The sequence below is a fragment of the Paenibacillus sp. 2KB_22 genome (genome assembly GCF_052115745.1).
Taxonomy (GTDB): Bacteria; Bacillota; Bacilli; order Paenibacillales; family Paenibacillaceae; genus Paenibacillus.
In genome coordinates this window covers 259,821-276,827 of sequence record NZ_JBFRHG010000003.1, presented here as the reverse complement: position 1 = coordinate 276,827, position 17,007 = coordinate 259,821, and the positions used below count along the sequence as shown (strand labels likewise).

The 17,007-nt window shown below is 46.2% G+C and carries 17 protein-coding genes; 8 read left to right on the top strand and 9 right to left on the bottom strand.

From position 1 onward, the window contains the following. Positions 1–42: 42 nt before the first annotated feature. Entirely contained in the window at positions 43–1,401 is a 1,359-nt protein-coding gene (locus tag AB4111_RS20175) for a sensor histidine kinase (protein WP_442032961.1), read from the bottom strand. Continuing rightward, positions 1,401–2,078, bottom strand: coding sequence for a response regulator transcription factor (locus tag AB4111_RS20170; RefSeq protein WP_253442924.1), 678 nt, complete (start codon positions 2,076–2,078; stop codon positions 1,401–1,403). The genes AB4111_RS20175 and AB4111_RS20170 overlap by 1 nt, the downstream gene beginning before the upstream one ends. A gap of 253 nt (positions 2,079–2,331) precedes the next feature. Here AB4111_RS20170 and AB4111_RS20165 point away from each other — a divergent pair, with 253 nt between their 5' ends. The 3 genes from AB4111_RS20165 to AB4111_RS20155 are packed head-to-tail and all read left to right on the top strand — an operon-like array spanning position 2,332 to position 6,159. Next, a complete protein-coding gene (locus AB4111_RS20165; RefSeq protein WP_442032960.1) occupies positions 2,332–3,156 on the top strand; it encodes a polyphosphate polymerase domain-containing protein in 825 nt (274 codons plus the stop codon). Then, a complete protein-coding gene (locus AB4111_RS20160) occupies positions 3,149–3,829 on the top strand; it encodes a DUF4956 domain-containing protein (RefSeq protein ID WP_339238671.1) in 681 nt (226 codons plus the stop codon). The genes AB4111_RS20165 and AB4111_RS20160 overlap by 8 nt, the downstream gene beginning before the upstream one ends. A gap of 26 nt (positions 3,830–3,855) precedes the next feature. Continuing rightward, positions 3,856–6,159 carry a carbohydrate-binding domain-containing protein gene (locus AB4111_RS20155; protein ID WP_442032959.1) on the top strand — a complete coding sequence of 768 codons (2,304 nt, stop codon included), beginning with the start codon at positions 3,856–3,858 and terminating at the stop codon, positions 6,157–6,159. A 172-nt stretch (positions 6,160–6,331) separates the two neighbouring features. On the opposite strand, the gene AB4111_RS20150 is transcribed toward AB4111_RS20155, so the two are convergent. Both AB4111_RS20150 and AB4111_RS20145 read right to left on the bottom strand, forming a co-directional pair. Next, the gene (locus AB4111_RS20150; RefSeq protein ID WP_442032958.1) at positions 6,332–6,910 is read right to left on the bottom strand and encodes a class I SAM-dependent methyltransferase; all 579 of its coding nucleotides are present in this window, start codon (positions 6,908–6,910) and stop codon (positions 6,332–6,334) included. A gap of 26 nt (positions 6,911–6,936) precedes the next feature. After that, positions 6,937–7,608: an FHA domain-containing protein gene (locus AB4111_RS20145; RefSeq protein ID WP_442032957.1), complete on the bottom strand. Its 672-nt coding sequence runs from the start codon at positions 7,606–7,608 to the stop codon at positions 6,937–6,939. Between the two features lie 225 nt (positions 7,609–7,833). Here AB4111_RS20145 and AB4111_RS20140 point away from each other — a divergent pair, with 225 nt between their 5' ends. From AB4111_RS20140 to AB4111_RS20125, 4 genes are all read left to right on the top strand, one after another. Further along, complete coding sequence (locus AB4111_RS20140; protein ID WP_017691624.1) at positions 7,834–7,989, top strand: hypothetical protein; 156 nt, start codon at positions 7,834–7,836, stop codon at positions 7,987–7,989. 491 nt (positions 7,990–8,480) lie between these two features. Beyond that, positions 8,481–9,077: a hypothetical protein gene (locus tag AB4111_RS20135; protein WP_442032956.1), complete on the top strand. Its 597-nt coding sequence runs from the start codon at positions 8,481–8,483 to the stop codon at positions 9,075–9,077. A 137-nt stretch (positions 9,078–9,214) separates the two neighbouring features. After that, on the top strand, positions 9,215–9,718 hold the full coding sequence (locus AB4111_RS20130) for an SMI1/KNR4 family protein (RefSeq protein WP_442032955.1): 504 nt from the start codon (positions 9,215–9,217) through the stop codon (positions 9,716–9,718). 56 nt (positions 9,719–9,774) lie between these two features. Then, positions 9,775–10,101, top strand: a complete 327-nt coding sequence (locus AB4111_RS20125; protein ID WP_442032954.1) for a hypothetical protein — start codon at positions 9,775–9,777, stop codon at positions 10,099–10,101. Positions 10,102–10,282: 181 nt separating this feature from the next. Here the strand turns inward: AB4111_RS20125 and AB4111_RS20120 are convergent, their stop codons facing one another. Together AB4111_RS20120 and AB4111_RS20115 are read right to left on the bottom strand one after the other, a co-directional pair. Beyond that, positions 10,283–12,871, bottom strand: coding sequence for a DUF2339 domain-containing protein (locus AB4111_RS20120; RefSeq protein WP_442032953.1), 2,589 nt, complete (start codon positions 12,869–12,871; stop codon positions 10,283–10,285). Between the two features lie 189 nt (positions 12,872–13,060). Next, positions 13,061–14,101, bottom strand: coding sequence for an LCP family protein (locus AB4111_RS20115; RefSeq protein ID WP_442033285.1), 1,041 nt, complete (start codon positions 14,099–14,101; stop codon positions 13,061–13,063). A gap of 115 nt (positions 14,102–14,216) precedes the next feature. Here AB4111_RS20115 and AB4111_RS20110 point away from each other — a divergent pair, with 115 nt between their 5' ends. Continuing rightward, a complete protein-coding gene (locus AB4111_RS20110) occupies positions 14,217–15,191 on the top strand; it encodes an aldo/keto reductase (protein ID WP_442032952.1) in 975 nt (324 codons plus the stop codon). A gap of 132 nt (positions 15,192–15,323) precedes the next feature. Here AB4111_RS20110 and AB4111_RS20105 read toward each other — a convergent pair whose 3' ends face one another. From AB4111_RS20105 to AB4111_RS20095, 3 genes are all read right to left on the bottom strand, one after another. Beyond that, positions 15,324–15,785 carry a MarR family winged helix-turn-helix transcriptional regulator gene (locus tag AB4111_RS20105; protein ID WP_442032951.1) on the bottom strand — a complete coding sequence of 154 codons (462 nt, stop codon included), beginning with the start codon at positions 15,783–15,785 and terminating at the stop codon, positions 15,324–15,326. Positions 15,786–15,921: 136 nt separating this feature from the next. Continuing rightward, entirely contained in the window at positions 15,922–16,599 is a 678-nt protein-coding gene (locus AB4111_RS20100; protein ID WP_442032950.1) for a TIGR00266 family protein, read from the bottom strand. Further along, positions 16,596–16,991, bottom strand: a complete 396-nt coding sequence (locus tag AB4111_RS20095; protein ID WP_017691613.1) for a winged helix-turn-helix transcriptional regulator — start codon at positions 16,989–16,991, stop codon at positions 16,596–16,598. The genes AB4111_RS20100 and AB4111_RS20095 overlap by 4 nt, the downstream gene beginning before the upstream one ends. Between the last annotated feature and the right edge of the window lie 16 nt (positions 16,992–17,007).

Genomic DNA, 17,007 nt, shown 5'->3' with positions numbered 1-17,007 from the left:
TACACTAACGCTTCATCCAACTCTGCGCCTGCGCTACTCACCCTACGACAACCGTACGTAAAATGTAGCGCCCTCTCCGACCACACTTCGGGCGTATAGCTCTCCTTTGTGCTGATCCACAATGGACCGAGCAATCGCCAACCCCAGACCATGTCCACCATGTGTGCGGGCTCTGGACGAATCCGTACGATAGAATCGATCGAAGATCCGATCCAGATGTTCCGGTGCAATGCCTTCACCCGTGTTGGACACGGCCAGCATAACATCATTATTCTGTTTCTGGAGCGTAACGTTTACCGACCCTTTGGGACCGGAATACTTCACCGCATTATCGAGCAGGATCAGAATGACCTGTTTGATCTGCTCACTGTTTCCATGAACCGTAAGATTCGGCTCAATGTTGTAATCGAGGGAGATGTTTTTCTCAAAAATAACGGCTTCCATTGGCAAAATAATACTTTCTACCGCATCGCTCATATTAAACTTCGTATGAATCATCGTTGAGCGTGAATCGTCCATCTGTGTCAGATAGAGCAGATCATTCGTAAGTCCGGTCATGCGTTCGGTTTCCGACTTGATATAGTGAAGCCACTTCGCCTGGTTCGCTATGGTATCCTCCTGATTCGCCAATAACACGTCAGCATTGGTATTGATGATCGCCAGAGGGGTCTTCAACTCATGTGAAGCATCACCGATGAATTGTTTTTGCTTCTCAAATGCTTCTCTAACCGGTGCAATGGAGCGATTCGCAAAATAACGGCTCAAGAAGTAGATCACAATCAACATGAGTAATCCAACAACAGCAAATGTATAGATCAAATTGGTCAGAATGCCCTGTTGTGCCGTCACATCAATGAATACGATCATATGGCCATCACCGCTCGGATCAACTACATAGGCCCAGTTCGTTCCATCCAGTGCGAATTGTCCAGTCTGCCGTTCCGAATCACCAACTTTATTCTGGTCAACCTTTTGCAACGCCTCGGTGTAGAACGTGTCTTCCATATCAAATCGGGATTGCGTATCCGTAATCTTCCACTGGTTATCTGTCTTGATCATAAACGAAACGGAACGTGCCGGTGGTGAGTTGGGATCACCTCCCGGTCCTCCATTAGCACCACCCATGGCGTCGGAGGGCAACGAATCTGAACCGGAACCTGAAGCACCTGTACTAGAACCTGATCCAGAGCCCGTCCCCATCCCCCCACCTTCCCCACGCGGCATCTTGGATGAATTATAGGGACTATGATAGAAATCAGACACCTTGTACAACTCCATATTTGTCTCCCGTTGCACATTCTGATAAGTAATCGTATAGATCGTCGCAAATGCCACCAGCATCATAACGGAGATGGACACCAGATTCACGATCAGGAATCGATTTCGGAGTTTATTGAACATCAGGACGTCACCTCAAGCACATACCCCACACCCCGAATCGTGTTAATGCGGACAGCCGAGTTCAGAAAGGTTAATTTTTTGCGCAAAAACGAGATGTACACCTCCACATTGTTATACTCCACTTCCGAATCGAATCCCCATAACTTCTCAATAATCTGCTCTTTGGAGGTAATCGCCTGTTTGCGCGTAATCAACAGCTCCAGCAGTTCATTCTCCTTCAGATTCAGCTTGATCTCCTTGCCCTGCACGCTCAGCTTCAACTGAGTTGTGTTCAGCTCCATATCGCCGAATTTCAGTCCATCCTCCGGAACCACTTCGCCCTTCCGCCTTAAGGCTGCACGAATTCGGGCCAGCAATTCCTCTGTAGCGAAGGGCTTGGCGATATAATCATCGGCACCATAATCGAGGCCTGTGACTTTATCCGATAATTCACCTTTGGCCGTAAGCAGAATGACTGGCGTATGATTGCCTTCACTGCGAAGTTTCTTCAGGACGGTGATCCCGTCCATCTCCGGCATCATGATGTCGAGCAGTAACAGGTCGTAGATGCCGCTCTGCGCATAATCGAGTCCTGATCTGCCGTCGTGGACCATATCCACGGAGTAGTTGTTTTTTTTCAAAATCTGCGATACTGCCTCTGCCAAATGAACCTCATCTTCCGCAATTAATATTCTCATGCTCTATTCATTCCTCTGCTTGAATTATTCGTCATCATGAACGCTGTATGGTATCACCTATTCTATCAATTAAACCTTGAATCAATCTTAATTCATTTTGCGGATGCGAACTATTATAGGAAGGTAAAAAATTGTTAACGCAATGTAAAACCATTTAAGATTCATTCAAGGTTAGCCCTCTAAGATACAGACATGGAAGCAATACACGATGCAACAAAACATACAACCCACCAACGAAAGGACTGATTCCCACATGGCAATTGAAGTATTCAACCGATATGAGAGCAAATACCTCCTGACGGATGAACAGTACGCACATTTCTACAACGACCTGCTGAAATACATGGAGCTGGATGCCTACAACAAGAAACATGAGTACTATTCCATCAGTAACCTGTACTTCGACACTCCACAGGATTCCCTGATTCGCGCCAGTCTCTCCAAACCAAAATATAAGGAGAAGCTGAGACTGCGGGCGTATGGAGTACCTGAAGAGAATACCAAAGTGTATCTGGAGATCAAAAAGAAAGTCTTCGGCCTGGTGAACAAGCGCAGAACTGCATTGAAGCTGGATGAAGCGTACGAATTCGTTCGTTCAGGACAGGCACCGGAGCTGGCAGACTATATGAATAAACAGGTTGTTGAAGAGATCAAATACTTCCTCCGCCTCTACGATCTTGAACCGAAAGTGTATCTGGCGTATGAACGCAAAGCACTCTTCGACAAAAACAGCCGGGATCTCCGCATTACCTTTGACACCAACATTCGCAGCCGCAGATATGATCTGAAGCTGGAACAGGGAGATTACGGTGAGGCGCTGGTGAAGGACGGAAGGTGGCTGATGGAAGTGAAAGCCGAGAAAACCGTTCCGCTGTGGCTGTCGCAACTGCTCTGTGAGCATGGTCTATATCGCACCGGATTTTCGAAATACGGCAACGAGTTCAGACATCTGGTGAGAACAACCAACCTGAATTACCAGTCGGAGCGCATTCTTGTACCAGGCACCGATTTCAACCCATCCATAGAACAAGAACAAGATAAACCGATTATAGAAAGAGAGCGTGTCATATATGCTTGATTCCCTGTTCAGTTCAGCCCTAACCGATACCGATTTAACATTCAGTAATGCAGTCATTACCATTGGTCTTGCCATCATTCTGGGATTAATCATCAGCCTCACGTACATGAAGACCAACCAAGCCACATACTCCCAGAGCTTCACCTTAACGATGGTCGTCCTGCCCGTCATTGTCGCCATCATCATCCTGCTTATTGGCAGCAATATCGCTCGAGCATTCAGCTTGGCAGGTGCCTTCTCAATTATTCGTTTCCGCAGTGCCCCTGGTGATCCTAAAGACATTGCTTATGTATTGTTCACGATGGCTTCCGGTCTTGCCTGCGGCGTAGGTGCTTTTGGATATGCAGTGCTGTTCACGATTATCCTGTGTGTTCTGATGTTTGTCCTGAGTCGCTTCAACTTCGGCGGCAAGAAGAGTCAGTTGAAAACGCTGAAAGTCACCATCCCCGAGAACTTGAGCTATGAAGAAGCACTTAATGAAGTGTTCCATACTTTCAACGTACCTTTTGATCTGAAAAAAATCAGAACCACCGAACTCGGCAGTCTGTATGAGCTGGTCTACAGTGTAACCATTCACGAAAGTGTTAGCCAAAAGGAATTCCTCGACGCCATACGTACACGGAACGGCAACCTGGATATCTCGTTAACCATGAGTCCAACAACGGAATATTAATTCTTAATTCGAAGGGAACGATCTATATGAATAAGAACATGATAACAGGCAGCAAACTGTGGTCCATCGCCATGATTACCAGCCTACTCGCCGCATGCAGTTCACCAGCAACCACAAGCACAACCGCCAATGCCGCAACGTCAACGACAGGAACAACCAAAACGGTATCGGTCAGTGAGCAAACTTCTGTGAAGTACGCAGATCTGGTCTCTCTGGATGCTGACGATACCAACATTAGCTGGAGCGAGGCAGATTCCACAGCGATTAAGTTGAACGGCACAACTGCAACGGTGACCGGTTCGGGCGCCAAAGCAGCCAATGGCTCCGTAACAATTACTGAAGCAGGTACTTATGTACTTAGTGGTGAGCTAACCGACGGTCAGATCGTGGTCAACGTTGCCGATAAGGGCACCGTACATCTCGTATTAAACGGAGCTACCATCCATGATAATGACAGTGCAGCGATCTATATTCAGAAGGCCGGTAAAGCGGTGATTACACTCGAAAAAGGAACCAAAAATACCGTTTCCGATGGTAAAACATATGTGTACGCTGACGCTACAACAGACGAGCCGGATGCTGCAATCTTCAGCAAAGCGGATCTTACGTTCAACGGTGCAGGTCAATTGACCATCACTGGTAACTATAATGAAGGGATTACGAGCAAGGATGATCTGAAAATCATTAGCGGTAACATCAGTGTCAAAGCAACCGATGACGGCATCAAGGGTAAAGACATGGTCGCCATCCAAGCGGGTACGATTACCATTGAAGCCGAAGGCGACGGCATCAAATCCACCAATGACACGGATACCACCAAAGGTTTCGTTGCCATCGCAGGAGGTACCTTCGATATTCAAAGTGGTAACGACGGTATTCAAGCCGAAACCGCACTTGTTACGGATGGCGGCACATACAACATTGTGACTGCTGGCGGTAGCGCCAATGCACCAGCCAAAGTCGAAGAAGGTCCATTTGGCGGCGGTGGCGGTGGATGGGGTGGCGGAACACCTCCAACCGATATGGGCACACCACCAGATGGCGAACCTCCTGCAGATATGCCGGAAATGCCTAATAACAGCGGTACGAATGCAGGTGCTAATACAAACGGCGCAACATCCAGCTCTGCCAACACAACAGCAACAACAAATACCGATACCAATGTCGATGCGGACACTGCTGCAACAGCAACCGAGTCCACAAGTGCCAAAGCGCTCAAAGCAGGTACAGACCTTACGGTGAATGGCGGTACGTATACCATTGATTCCATGGATGATTCCCTGCACAGCAACAATAACGTGACAGTCAACGACGGAACATTCAACATTGAATCCGGTGATGACGGCATTCATGCCGATCAGGAACTGACGATTAACGGTGGAACCATCACAATCGCGAAGAGCTATGAAGGACTTGAAGGAGCAATCATCACCCTGAACGATGGGGATGTGGATGTAACGGCATCCGATGATGGCGTCAATGCTGCAGGTGGCGAGACGGAAACAGCTGCGAACACAGCGACTAGTACAGATCGTGCTACTACAGCAACCGATGCTGCTACGACATCCAACATCTCTGTAACTGAAACGACAGGTACAACATCGACTACCGATCAAACATCCCAAGGTACAGCTACCACTCAGCAAGGACGTGGACCGGGTGGAATGGGAGCAGCGAGTAATAACGAGTTCCACATTAACGGCGGTACACTTACCGTGAACGCAGGTGGTGACGGACTGGATTCCAATGGTTCCATTAATATGACTGGTGGTACGGTTATTGTGAATGGACCAACGGATAACGGTAACGGAGCATTGGATTATGACGGTACATTTGAAATCAGCGGTGGATACCTCGTTGCTGCTGGAAGCTCTGGTATGGCACAAGGAACATCCGATGCGTCTACGCAAAATGCCATTGTGATGACGTTCCCTGCAACGCAAAAAGCTGGAACACTTGTCCATGTACAAGACAGCGAAGGCAATAACATTCTGACGTTTGCTCCGGCAAAAGATTATCAAACGGTGGTTGTCAGCTCCCCGGATCTGAAAAAAGATGGCTCTTATGTGATCTACTCCGGTGGTACGTCTACAGGTAAAGCGGTGGATAGACTCTACACAGACGGTACTTACAGTGGCGGAACCAAGGTAGTTGCATTCCAATCGACCAGTAATGTGACTTGGGTGAATGAATCTGGTGTGACCACAGCCAATACAGGTATGGGTGGTCCAGGAGGAGGACGTGGTCAAGGCGGCTTCGGAGGCGGCAGAAACAGATCCCAATCCGGTACAACATCCGACAGAACGGGCACTACCGATTCTTCAAAATAATCATCATGTCCTGAGGCGTAGCGCATAACTCGCTTCTCAGGCGCAGGGCAAACAAAAAAGGCTCCGAATTCACGTTATGTGAGTTCGGAGCTTTCTTTCGTTTTTCTTCTGGAACCAGAATTACAGGGAATTACAGCCCTCCGCTCAAGGTGCAGCGAAGGTACTCTTTTCCTCAGAACGAGTAGACATACACCTTGGTACGCAAGGCATCCCTGCATGTAATCGTACGTAGGGGTTCCTTACCCGGGAGCGCAAAACAGACGCTAATCACCTTGGCGCCCGGCGGAAGCTCCCGACTGAACTTGTCCAGAAGCCGGGTCATCGCTCCAGGGTACAGATAACAGATTACGCAGTCTGCATGTTCATAGGAACTGGTGTAGATATCCCCGCGCATGAAGCTCAGCCTGCCCTTGAGAGAGTGTTTGTTTCCCTTGGCTCGACGTAAGCGAACACTGAGATACGCAATTAATTGGGAAGACCATAAGGGAATTCTCGAATTCTCAATCCCGGTCAGCCTTTTACCAGGACAATGCCTTACAACATCCAATCCCAGTGTGCCCCATCCGGAACCCGCTTCAATCACATCGCCGTACCCGGGTATACGGTTCACCTCTTGAATGACCACCTGCCTGACGCGGCCGGATGTGGGCATCGGGGAAATCCCGTTTTTCCAACTGACGAGTACGATGGATATGACACCTATCAATGTCACCACGGCAATCAGCCATGGAATCAGGTAAATGATGAACATGAACTCATCCCTTTGTTATCACTCATTCATTCCGGCACATGAGACTTCATATATACACCCTTTTTATAAACGGACTTAATGGTAAAGTGTACACCCAGCTTGCGATTCGTCCGATAGATCAGCGAGTTAATCTCGTCGATCCCTACCGCGTCACTCTCCAGCATGCTCCGCTCCGGCCACACCTGAGCCACAATCTGCTCTCGGGTCACAAAATGGTCCAATTGACTATACAGCAGCTTGAACAGCTGATATTCCTTTTTGGACAGCGGAATCTCCACTTCACCGATCTGCACGGTCTGCAAGTGATCCTGCAAACGTACACCCTCACCCAACAGATCCGACACCCGATATTCCCTTGTCTCTCCAAGATCCCCTTCAGCGCGAAGCTGAATCAAGCCGTTGACGAGCGTCAGGCTGTCACCTTCGCCAAACGGATATTTCTCATAGGGAACGAGACGCTGCCCGTTCAGTTCGGTTCCATTTTTGCTATCCAGATCCTCAATCCATAACTGCTGCTGTACATCATAATGAATGCGGCAATGCCGCTTCGATATCATCTGATTATAGACAGACAAGTCCAATTCATTACCGCCTGTATAACGTCCCACCGTAATGGAGCGACCCTGGCTTACATAAGCGAACGAGCCGTCACTTTCCTGCCCTGGCGTACGAATGACGATTTTTGCCGTCTCCCGCATGTTATTCTCCCACCTTCAAACTCGATCTCTATATACATCTCGTTAACAATAATGATAAATTCATCAGATTTGTTCCATTGTTTGCACCGCTATAGTTCAATATAGTGATATTCAGGAACGAATGAAGTTTGGTTCTACTCACTCTACTATACCAGACGTTGTGCTTTTTTTCTCATGACGGCCGGATATCTACTATAGCCCATTCAACAAGAGAGGTACCTTCCTATGAACAAAAAAAACATTTTCATATATGTGCTACTCGCCTTCGCCTTGTCCATGACATTAACCGTGCTCTCCCGTATGAACGATGATGGCGGAGAATCATTGAAAGGCACCTCGGCTGCCGAAACCTCATGGTTACAAATGAAGATTCAGCCCTAGTCTACTCTATTATAACGTGATCTCCGCGCAAAACGTTTCACGAATGTCATATTAGGCTATGGCATCGAACCCAAATTAAAACAGATCAATAAGGCCCCAGATTGCTGGTCACAGCAGCCCGGAGCCTCATTTTGGATTGTAAAACAATACCGAAAGTATAGATGATTGCATGACTTCAATCATAAACTGCCCGGCACGCAGATGGATTTCAGCCATTTGTGCTGGTGACATTTCTTAGTTTTGTGATTTCGGTTTCCTCTCCACCTTTCAACCCAACAATTTCTCCATTTAATCACGGTGTTAACGGGTGGAGTATAGACCACTTGCAAGTAGATTTCTGTTAGGTGCTTCTGGACTATCGAGGAACGCCTTTTTTGAGGGATTATATAACATAAATTTAACTTAAATTATAAATAATGTTAATTATATGTTATTCATGGTTTAATTTTCTCTGATATAATTTCTGCTAGGTCTACGAAAGGAGATCATAGGTGAAAAAAGAGATTGGTGTATTGATGTTGTTATGTATCGTTTTTCTTTCAGGATGTGGTGGATCAGGTAATCCCGCATCGGTTATGCAAGTTTCGGGTGAGTCCCCGAGTAAACAAGTAACAACACAGCAAAATAATGAGTATTGTTCTCTAGAACGTACAAGTTTGGATAGTGAAACTGAAAAATATTTCTATGGAACTTGGAACGTTGAGAAGCTTTTAGGATTTGCAAATTCATATAATGATGCCTCAGAATATCCAACAGGTCAAAAATTTATTGGTGATGAAATAATCATCAAAAAAGACTTATTTTCATCAAAAGGAATTAAAAACTACAGTAAATATCAAACTGAACTAAGAAACCCATTATATGAGTTTACAGCGACATGCAATAATTCAGATTCTTTTTATAGATTATATAAATTAGATATTCCAAACTTAAATAAAAATGATGTCGTAAAAGCAATAGGTGTAAGTAACCCTTCTACAAAAATTAGTATACCTGTAAGTTTAAGTTTTTTTGTTGTTAATAACGAGAAGCTTATCTTGTTATCAGAGGCAACTATCTTTGAGCTTAAGAAAATCTCGGTAAAATGAATTAAGGTTATGTAATTAGTTTCGTGCTAATATCCAGGAGAGATTCCCTATAATTGATTCTGAAAATTCCTGTGAATATAATTTTCAAACCAGAAAGGGCCTTGGACAGCTCCAGTTTTTTTGAGGAGGCTATGTAAATGTTAATTAAAGTATTTAAGGAATGGTCGGACCAAAATAATGGTCGAATTGAAATACTTGCTCCTACTGGGAAAATGACTGCTATGAATAAATTCAAACCAGGTGCATCCGAAGATAAAATTAAAGAGCTTTCGGAGTATTTTTCTACTCCATTACCTCCAGATTACATAAGCTTTTTACAATTATGTAATGGAGCGTCCTTGTTTGAAGACCCTGAATATGGCGGGGAGAGCCTCTTATATTCAGCCCAAGATGTTATACATTACAATGAAGCCTCAGATAATAAGATTGTGGTCGCCAATATTCTTGATGATCGAATCCTAATTGATTTAGAGCTTTGGAGTTCAGGTGATGAGCAATATCTGTTGCTTTGTGAGAGTTTATATTCTGTTGAACATACGGGATCTTTTTACAGTAACTTTGAGACATGGTTAGAACGGTTTATAATCTCTCAGGGCGAGAAGTTCTGGTATTGGAAAACAAAGCGTAGTTTTGAAGAATAAAAGATATGATCAGTAGTCTGACCCGTAATTATAGCTTAATTTGCGGAGGTGTGTGTATGCTCGATGAAAGAGAGATTCAAATTAAAGAGAGGATACAAGAAAGGTACGATATTACGGAGCAAATATATTCAGCTTGGTTTACTGAAAATCCCGCAATGCTTTTACCGAAAAATAGATTCTACCAAAAGGAAAACATAGAAAAGTACAGGGCCATCTCATATCTGCTAGACAGAGGATATATCGTTGCACAGCCCGTAGAGAATGATTCGGAGACAGTTGCAGTAACTATAACCCCTGACGGGATAGACTACTATGAGCAAGGATATCTTAATGGAGAAGCAAACGGCTTTCAAGTCGTGGATGAGATTAAGCACAAGGAGTAAAGAATTGTGGAAGAACTCTGGATTTGAACCACTTCCGGAGTCCTCCCATTTAGTTCAAATGAAAACTTACAACAGCAAGAATATCTTTTCAAACGGTCCCTTCTGGGTTATATCCCATTTCATTTTCCTTCGTAATACATGGATAACACATCACGGGCTGAAAGAAAGTAGAATCATTATATCAATCTTGTTCATCCTCAGGAACAGTCGGTTCGTCGTCAGGCTTCGTTGACTCTCTGGACTGTATTTCCTCCATACGGCTCGACACCTTCTGATACAGGTAAGAGATGCCAAGCAGCAGCACACCGAAGCTGAAGTAGGCAAAGATTTTGCTGCCCGAGGTGAGCATCCCCACATCATAGAACACCATTTTACCGGTGGCGAACAACGTCAACCCAAGGCCCAGACGCCGAATCATCACATATTTTCTACGGAATCCGTAGGCAATATAGAGAATCGCCAGGAGCAGATAGATCAGGCTGAACATCAGCCCCACATCACCCCACTGGAACTGGATCGTCAGGAATACGGTGATGACCCCTAGCAGATATACCCCTGCGATAACCGGGTACCATTCAATGCTCTTGAACTGCCCGCGGATGCCTGCAATCAGCAGATCCCTTCCTGCAAAGAATACCCCTACGTTAAAGATGATTAGCACCAGCAAACCCACAATCTCTGCCGCTGTATGCTGCTGAACTTCCGGTTGAAGCGCTGGCATGGTTAAGGTAACAGCCAGTGCAATACAGCAACCAATAGCATGCAGGAAAGTGGTATACATCTGTACGTATTGATCACGCAACAACTTCACTTTGCTTAATCCATAGGCCAATGCAATGGTGAGCGCTGCGAACATGAGCAACTTGTAGAACATGTATAACAGGAACGTCCCATCGACAGCTCTGGTATACAATTCATTCGATTCATACAGCACGTATAACCACAGATTGGCGAGTGTCACATACTTGAATCCGTTCAGGAATCCCAGCTCCAGCGGGCTGTAGTTGAATCTCTCCCTGGCAGATGAGCTGCTGTGAACTGCCCAGGCATAATACAGTGTAATCAGCAGGGTTCCTAGCGTGATGCTGGAGTATTTTAACATGAAGTAAGAACGTTCCCCGATGAAGAATAGCGTGAGCAGGTCATAGTACACGAAAGTGATTAGACATAGAAGCACGGTACCCCATCCGGCACGTTCCACCGACTTGAACCGTTTCAGATGTCCAAGCGTAACCAACAGAACCCCTTCAATTAACCAGCCCATCGATAACCACTTGGCCCCGAACTGGAATGGAATAATCAGAATGGCAAAGGTCAGGGAAGTGATATAGAAGAGCAGAATCGTCTGTTTCTCCTGAGCCATATTGCGCTGAACGAATCGTGCGAGACCCAGATATACCAGGCAGAAGATTAATGCCAACAAGCCCTGAGCATCATTCCAATCCGCCACATCAAATAACACGTATAACATCAGGCAACTGATGGTCGTATTCATAGCGAGCAGAGCGAAATCCCACCAGGTTAATTTCATCCGATGTTTAAACGGATATGCCAGTGTAATGCCCAGATATAATGCAAACGTCACAATGGAATACAACATGCCGATCTTCTCACTTGGCGACAGCCACAAAAGAATAAGCATGGATGGTGTGTTGAACAGGAAACTGATATAGTGCACTACCGGCCATCGTTTGCCGAATGATATGAACACAATAATGCCGTTTAAGAGCAGCAGATAGATCATGGCTACATAGACAGCAGTACCCTCAAGCCCGAACGAGAACATATAGGAGAATAGCGGGAGATATCCGCCCACCAGACCCAATGAACAGATAGTCTTCGACTGATATCTTAGGGACAACAATACGGAGATTGCCGATACCAATACAGACAGGGCAAGTCCCGTATATAACCCGATAATATGCAGTAAAAAGTAACTATAGAAGATGGACCCGAATAACACGGAGATCCCGCCGCCGAGCAGCCCCATCGCAAACGTCTGCTTTTTGCGGCGGAACAGCCACTCTCCTCCAGCGAGCATCAACGCACCGAGCAGGAAAAAGGCTACGCTCTTCATCTCGTCATTAAACCAGGTCGAGTACGAGTATTGGAACGCTGCTCCAACCCCCAGAATGAGGAGCAGGATGGCTACTTTGTTGATCCAGCTAAGCCCAATCTTCATCTCCATGCGATTCTGCTTGATCCGGCGCTGAATGGTCTCTTCGCTCAATCCCTCCTCCGCCATCTGCTCATATCCATGTTCCATGTGCCCACGTAGAGCCTCTTCTCGTTCCAATACGAATCGCTTGTGCGATTCAATGCGCTCCTTCACCTCTGCCGCAAGGTAAGCAATCCTCTCCTTCATTTCGTGGGAATCCTCTTGTAACTCCTGTGCTGCCTGGTTGTACAGCGCGTTCAGGTTGGATTTGGTTCGATGTTCATGGAAGGCAACTCGATCATTATGTACCGCCGTTTTTCCTTGAAAATAAGTCTCCATCTTCTCCCGCGATACCCGGATCAGATTAAGCTTCTCATCCAGCATCTGTTCAGATAACGCCATGCGAAGACGTGCATTCTCTTCTTCCATCTTGCGCGAGCGAAGTTCAAGCTGACGCAGCTTGAGCTTCTGGGCTTCATACTGTTCCTGTAACTGTTCATTCTGAACGATCAGGTCATCGGACTGGTATTCCTGGAGCAAGGCGTGATACTCCTTCGCCAGCTGTTTCTGCTGCTCCTGAACCTGTTCAAGCCGATCCTTAAACTCCTTCATGTACTTCCTCCATTGGTTGATGTTTAATCTTTTCCCTATATTTTACTATATGTATGCCATAAAAAGAGGTTTAAACATTAGATATATTTGTGCAATATTTCAATCGAAGGATCTCAAACGCAAAAAAAGCCGGGAAGCAACCGCTTCTCCCGACTTATATTCATATGAGTTTTGCACAAGAATGGATTCTTATGCTGCATCAGGTGTATCTGCCTGGTCCGTTGTCTCCGGTTCAATAATCTCGGTCGCATCCGGATCCAGCCAACTGGCGATCATACCACGCACATATTGCAGATCGTCCTCCGACAGATCGTAGTACCATGTGCCACTGCGCGTTGCACCCTCTCCTTTCAGCATATAGTTGCTGATCGTTGGTATGCTATCTTTCATATATAAAGACTCGGCAAATTTCACGATAAAGTCCGAAGTCATGTTGGTTGTAAAATTCGATCCGGCAATCTGGATGACGTCCGGGATCTTGGTCAGATTTTTGACCTCCAGCGCACGATTCATGAAGGCACTTAGGAAAATCCGGTGACGCATCGTACGATTGAAATCGGAATCTTCCCGGTAACGCACATAACCAAGCGCTTCTTCGCCGTTATAGATCGGTTTATTCGCTTCAACAAACAGCTTCTCATGAATTTTGAGCTTGTTCTCAATATTTTTTTTGATCGGCAGTTCAACGCCACCCACCGCATCAACAATATCCTTGAGCCCGTTAAAATTAATCGCGGCATAGAAATCCACTTTGTTCCCCAGCAAATTCTCCACCGTATCCATCGCCATCTTGGCTTCACCGTGGGCATATGCTGAGTTGATCTTCGACTTCACATCCCGGCCGACAATCTCGGTATAGGAATCACGTGGAATGGACAGCAGCAGCACTTTATTGTCTTCTGGACGCACGACGGAATAGATGATGGTATCCGAACGGCTTGGTTCATTATCGCGTTGGTCAATACCCAGCAGCAACAATGAGAACGGGTCGGTATGTTCCACGACAGGGGCATCCTTATCGCCAGCTGGTACAAAGGAGTCATCCAAGGCTTCCTTCACCGTAGCTGAAGCGAACATGTTAAAGGCAAACACGACAAGTTGCTTTTGATAAATAAATCCGAGTCCTCCGAGCACAAGCAGCACACTTAGGGTGATGATCCATGGCTTCTTCCATTTCTTCTTCGGTTTCTTCGGCTTCCGTCTTGTTAAATGTGCAGCACTGTTTTCCATCATATCTCCTTTAATAACGGGTTCTTAGAATCATTTAACTATATTAATAACACGTTGACAATAGATTACGTTATAATCTGCATTACATAAATGAACATAAAGGGAGCGATAAAGAATGGAATATCGACGTTTGGGCAATAGTGGTTTGCGTGTGTCGGCACTAGGGCTCGGCACCAATGCGTTTGGCAAACGCGCGGATGAAGCAGCTTCTACCCGCATCATTCATGCAGCGATGGATCAGGGCATCAACTTTATCGATACCGCCAATATCTACGCAGGTACGGAATCAGAACGCATCATTGGACAGGCTCTCACGGGTCGTCGGGAAAACGCGGTGCTTGCGACCAAAGCCGGACTTCCCCGGCATGACGGTCCCCATGGTCGCGGTTCATCCCGCTACCATCTGCAACAAGAGCTGGAACATAGCCTGCGGCGACTGCAAACGGATTATGTGGATCTGTATCAGATCCATACCTTTGATCCGCATACACCGCTGGATGAGACACTCCGCACGCTGGACGATATGGTCACTTCCGGTAAAGTTCGGTACATCGGAGCTTCCAACTACGCAGCCTGGGAGCTGATGAAAGCTCTCGGGATCAGTGAACAGAAAGGTTATGTGCGCTACATCTCCACCCAAACCAGCTACTCCCTGGCAGACCGTACGCCTGAACTGGAACTGGTACCGATGTGTCTGGATCAGGGTGTAGGCATTATCCCGTATTTCCCGCTCGCAGGCGGTATTCTGACGGGTAAATATAACGGACAGGCCAGCGTACCTTCCGGCTCCAGAGCCGACACCGACCCGTCCTTCAATCGTTTTCTGCTGGAGCATAATCTCCAACTGAGTGAACAAGTAAGTGCCAAAGCTGCTTCATACGGGTGCTCCCCGAGTGTACTGTCCCTCGCATGGCTACTGACACGTCCGGCTGTATCCACAGTAATTGTTGGCGCTACAGGCACCGAACAGCTGGAGCATAATCTGGCTAGTCTGGATATGTCACTGCCCGATGAGCTGTTGACCGATCTGGATCAGATCAGTGACTCTTTCCGTCGCCGCGAGCCATTTGCCTCCTACCGAATCGATTGAAGCAACTGAAATAAACCTCCCGACAGATAAAGTCAGGAGGTTTATTTTGATTTTTGCATAGATATTATTCAGAAAATTTCCAATTCCACTACAATCTGTAGTTTAATAAAATAAAAAAAATCTTATTATGGATTAGCCCTCTGTTTTTTGGCGAAGAAACTCCTGCATGATCTGCATATACTCTTCCTTACGATCATCCAAAGTTTCAAAAAAAGCCTTGTCCGACTCCTCTACCAAGTGGATTCCTTCAATGACCAATCGGGTTCCTTCTTCCGTTGTTGTAATAATATTGGCACGCGTATCCGTCTGATGACGAGCACGCGTAATCAACCCTCTCTTTTCAAGAGCACGCAGAACCTGAGAAGTAACGTTTACATCTACTTTGGCAAATTGTGCAATTTGAACCTGAGTGACTCCCTTACCTTCCTCATCACGTTCATTGAGCCACAAACAGGCGTGCAACAATACAAATTGGGGCTGTGTCAGTTCGAGTGGCTCCAGCACTCTGCGTACTTCTTTTTGCCACATCGCTGTAACCTGCCATAACAGATATCCCGGGCTTTCTTGTGCGTTTTTATACCGTGAGCTGTTCATCTCATACCTCCATGATGTGCGACCTTATGCAACAGATTATGTACCTACCAGTCAATGAAGTAAATCCATTATTCTTCATAAACGATGATGGAAACACATCCGTTGCAACTCTGTGTGTTCTTTCTCCAAAAATGAATTATCGTGCAGGGATAAATTGCTTCACCCATTGTCCGAATCCTTGCGGATTGCGGCTCTGTATAAGAATGGTTCCTTCTCCACGGAACCGGCATACCAATCCTTCTCCACTTGTAACACTGGATAACCAGCCCTGTGAAGCTTTCTCTATCCGGTAATCTACATAATGAGGCCATGCCACCAAATGAGCGTTATCCACGATCATTTCTTCACCTGCTTCCAGATTAATCGCATGAATCGCACCATAGGAAGACAGAAATACGGTTCCACGTCCGCTGATCTCAATAATGAAGAAACCTTCTCCCGAAAAGAGGCCTTTCTTCAGGTTTTGCATTTTGGTATTCACCTGAATGCCCTCGGTCCCCGCCAGAAATCCGTCTTTCTGCACATAGAGTGAATAGGAACCGTCCAATTCAACAGCCTCTACATCGCCCATGCTTGAAGGTGAGAGCAGAATCTCTGCCGACCCGCCCGCAGCCGTCAATTCCTGAAAGAAAAACTTCTCTCCGCTCAGCATCCGACCGAACCCGGCAAACATCCCGCCTTCTGCTGAACCCTTCAGTTCAACCGTAGGCGTCATGGATACCATCGCACCGCTTTCGGCCTTAAACCGCTCTCCCCGCTGCAAATGTACCTTGAGCATTGCAAAAGCACCATCATATAGAATCTCATAGTTCACGGTTGCACCAGCTCCCTATTGTCAGAGTTAAAATCATTGAGCCCATTGTCTTCCAGAACTGCTGATTTGTCTCCGTATTCCTTCACGATATGTTGATCTCCCCAATTGCAGAGCGCATTGAGAATCGGTTCAAGACTCCGCCCGTAATCACTCAATTCGTATTCTACTTTAGGAGGGACCTGATTATATACAATTCGGTTTACGATCCCGTCGTTTTCAAGCTCTCTCAGCTGCTGTGTTAACATTTTCTGTGTAATTGCGGGCATAATACGCTTGAGATCACTGGTTCGTCTTTTCCCATGTGTCAGATGACAGAGAATGACGCATTTCCACTTGCCACCGATCACCTCTAAGGTAGCTTCAACCGAGATGTTATATTTTTTTCTAACCATAACTTGTTACCTCCCT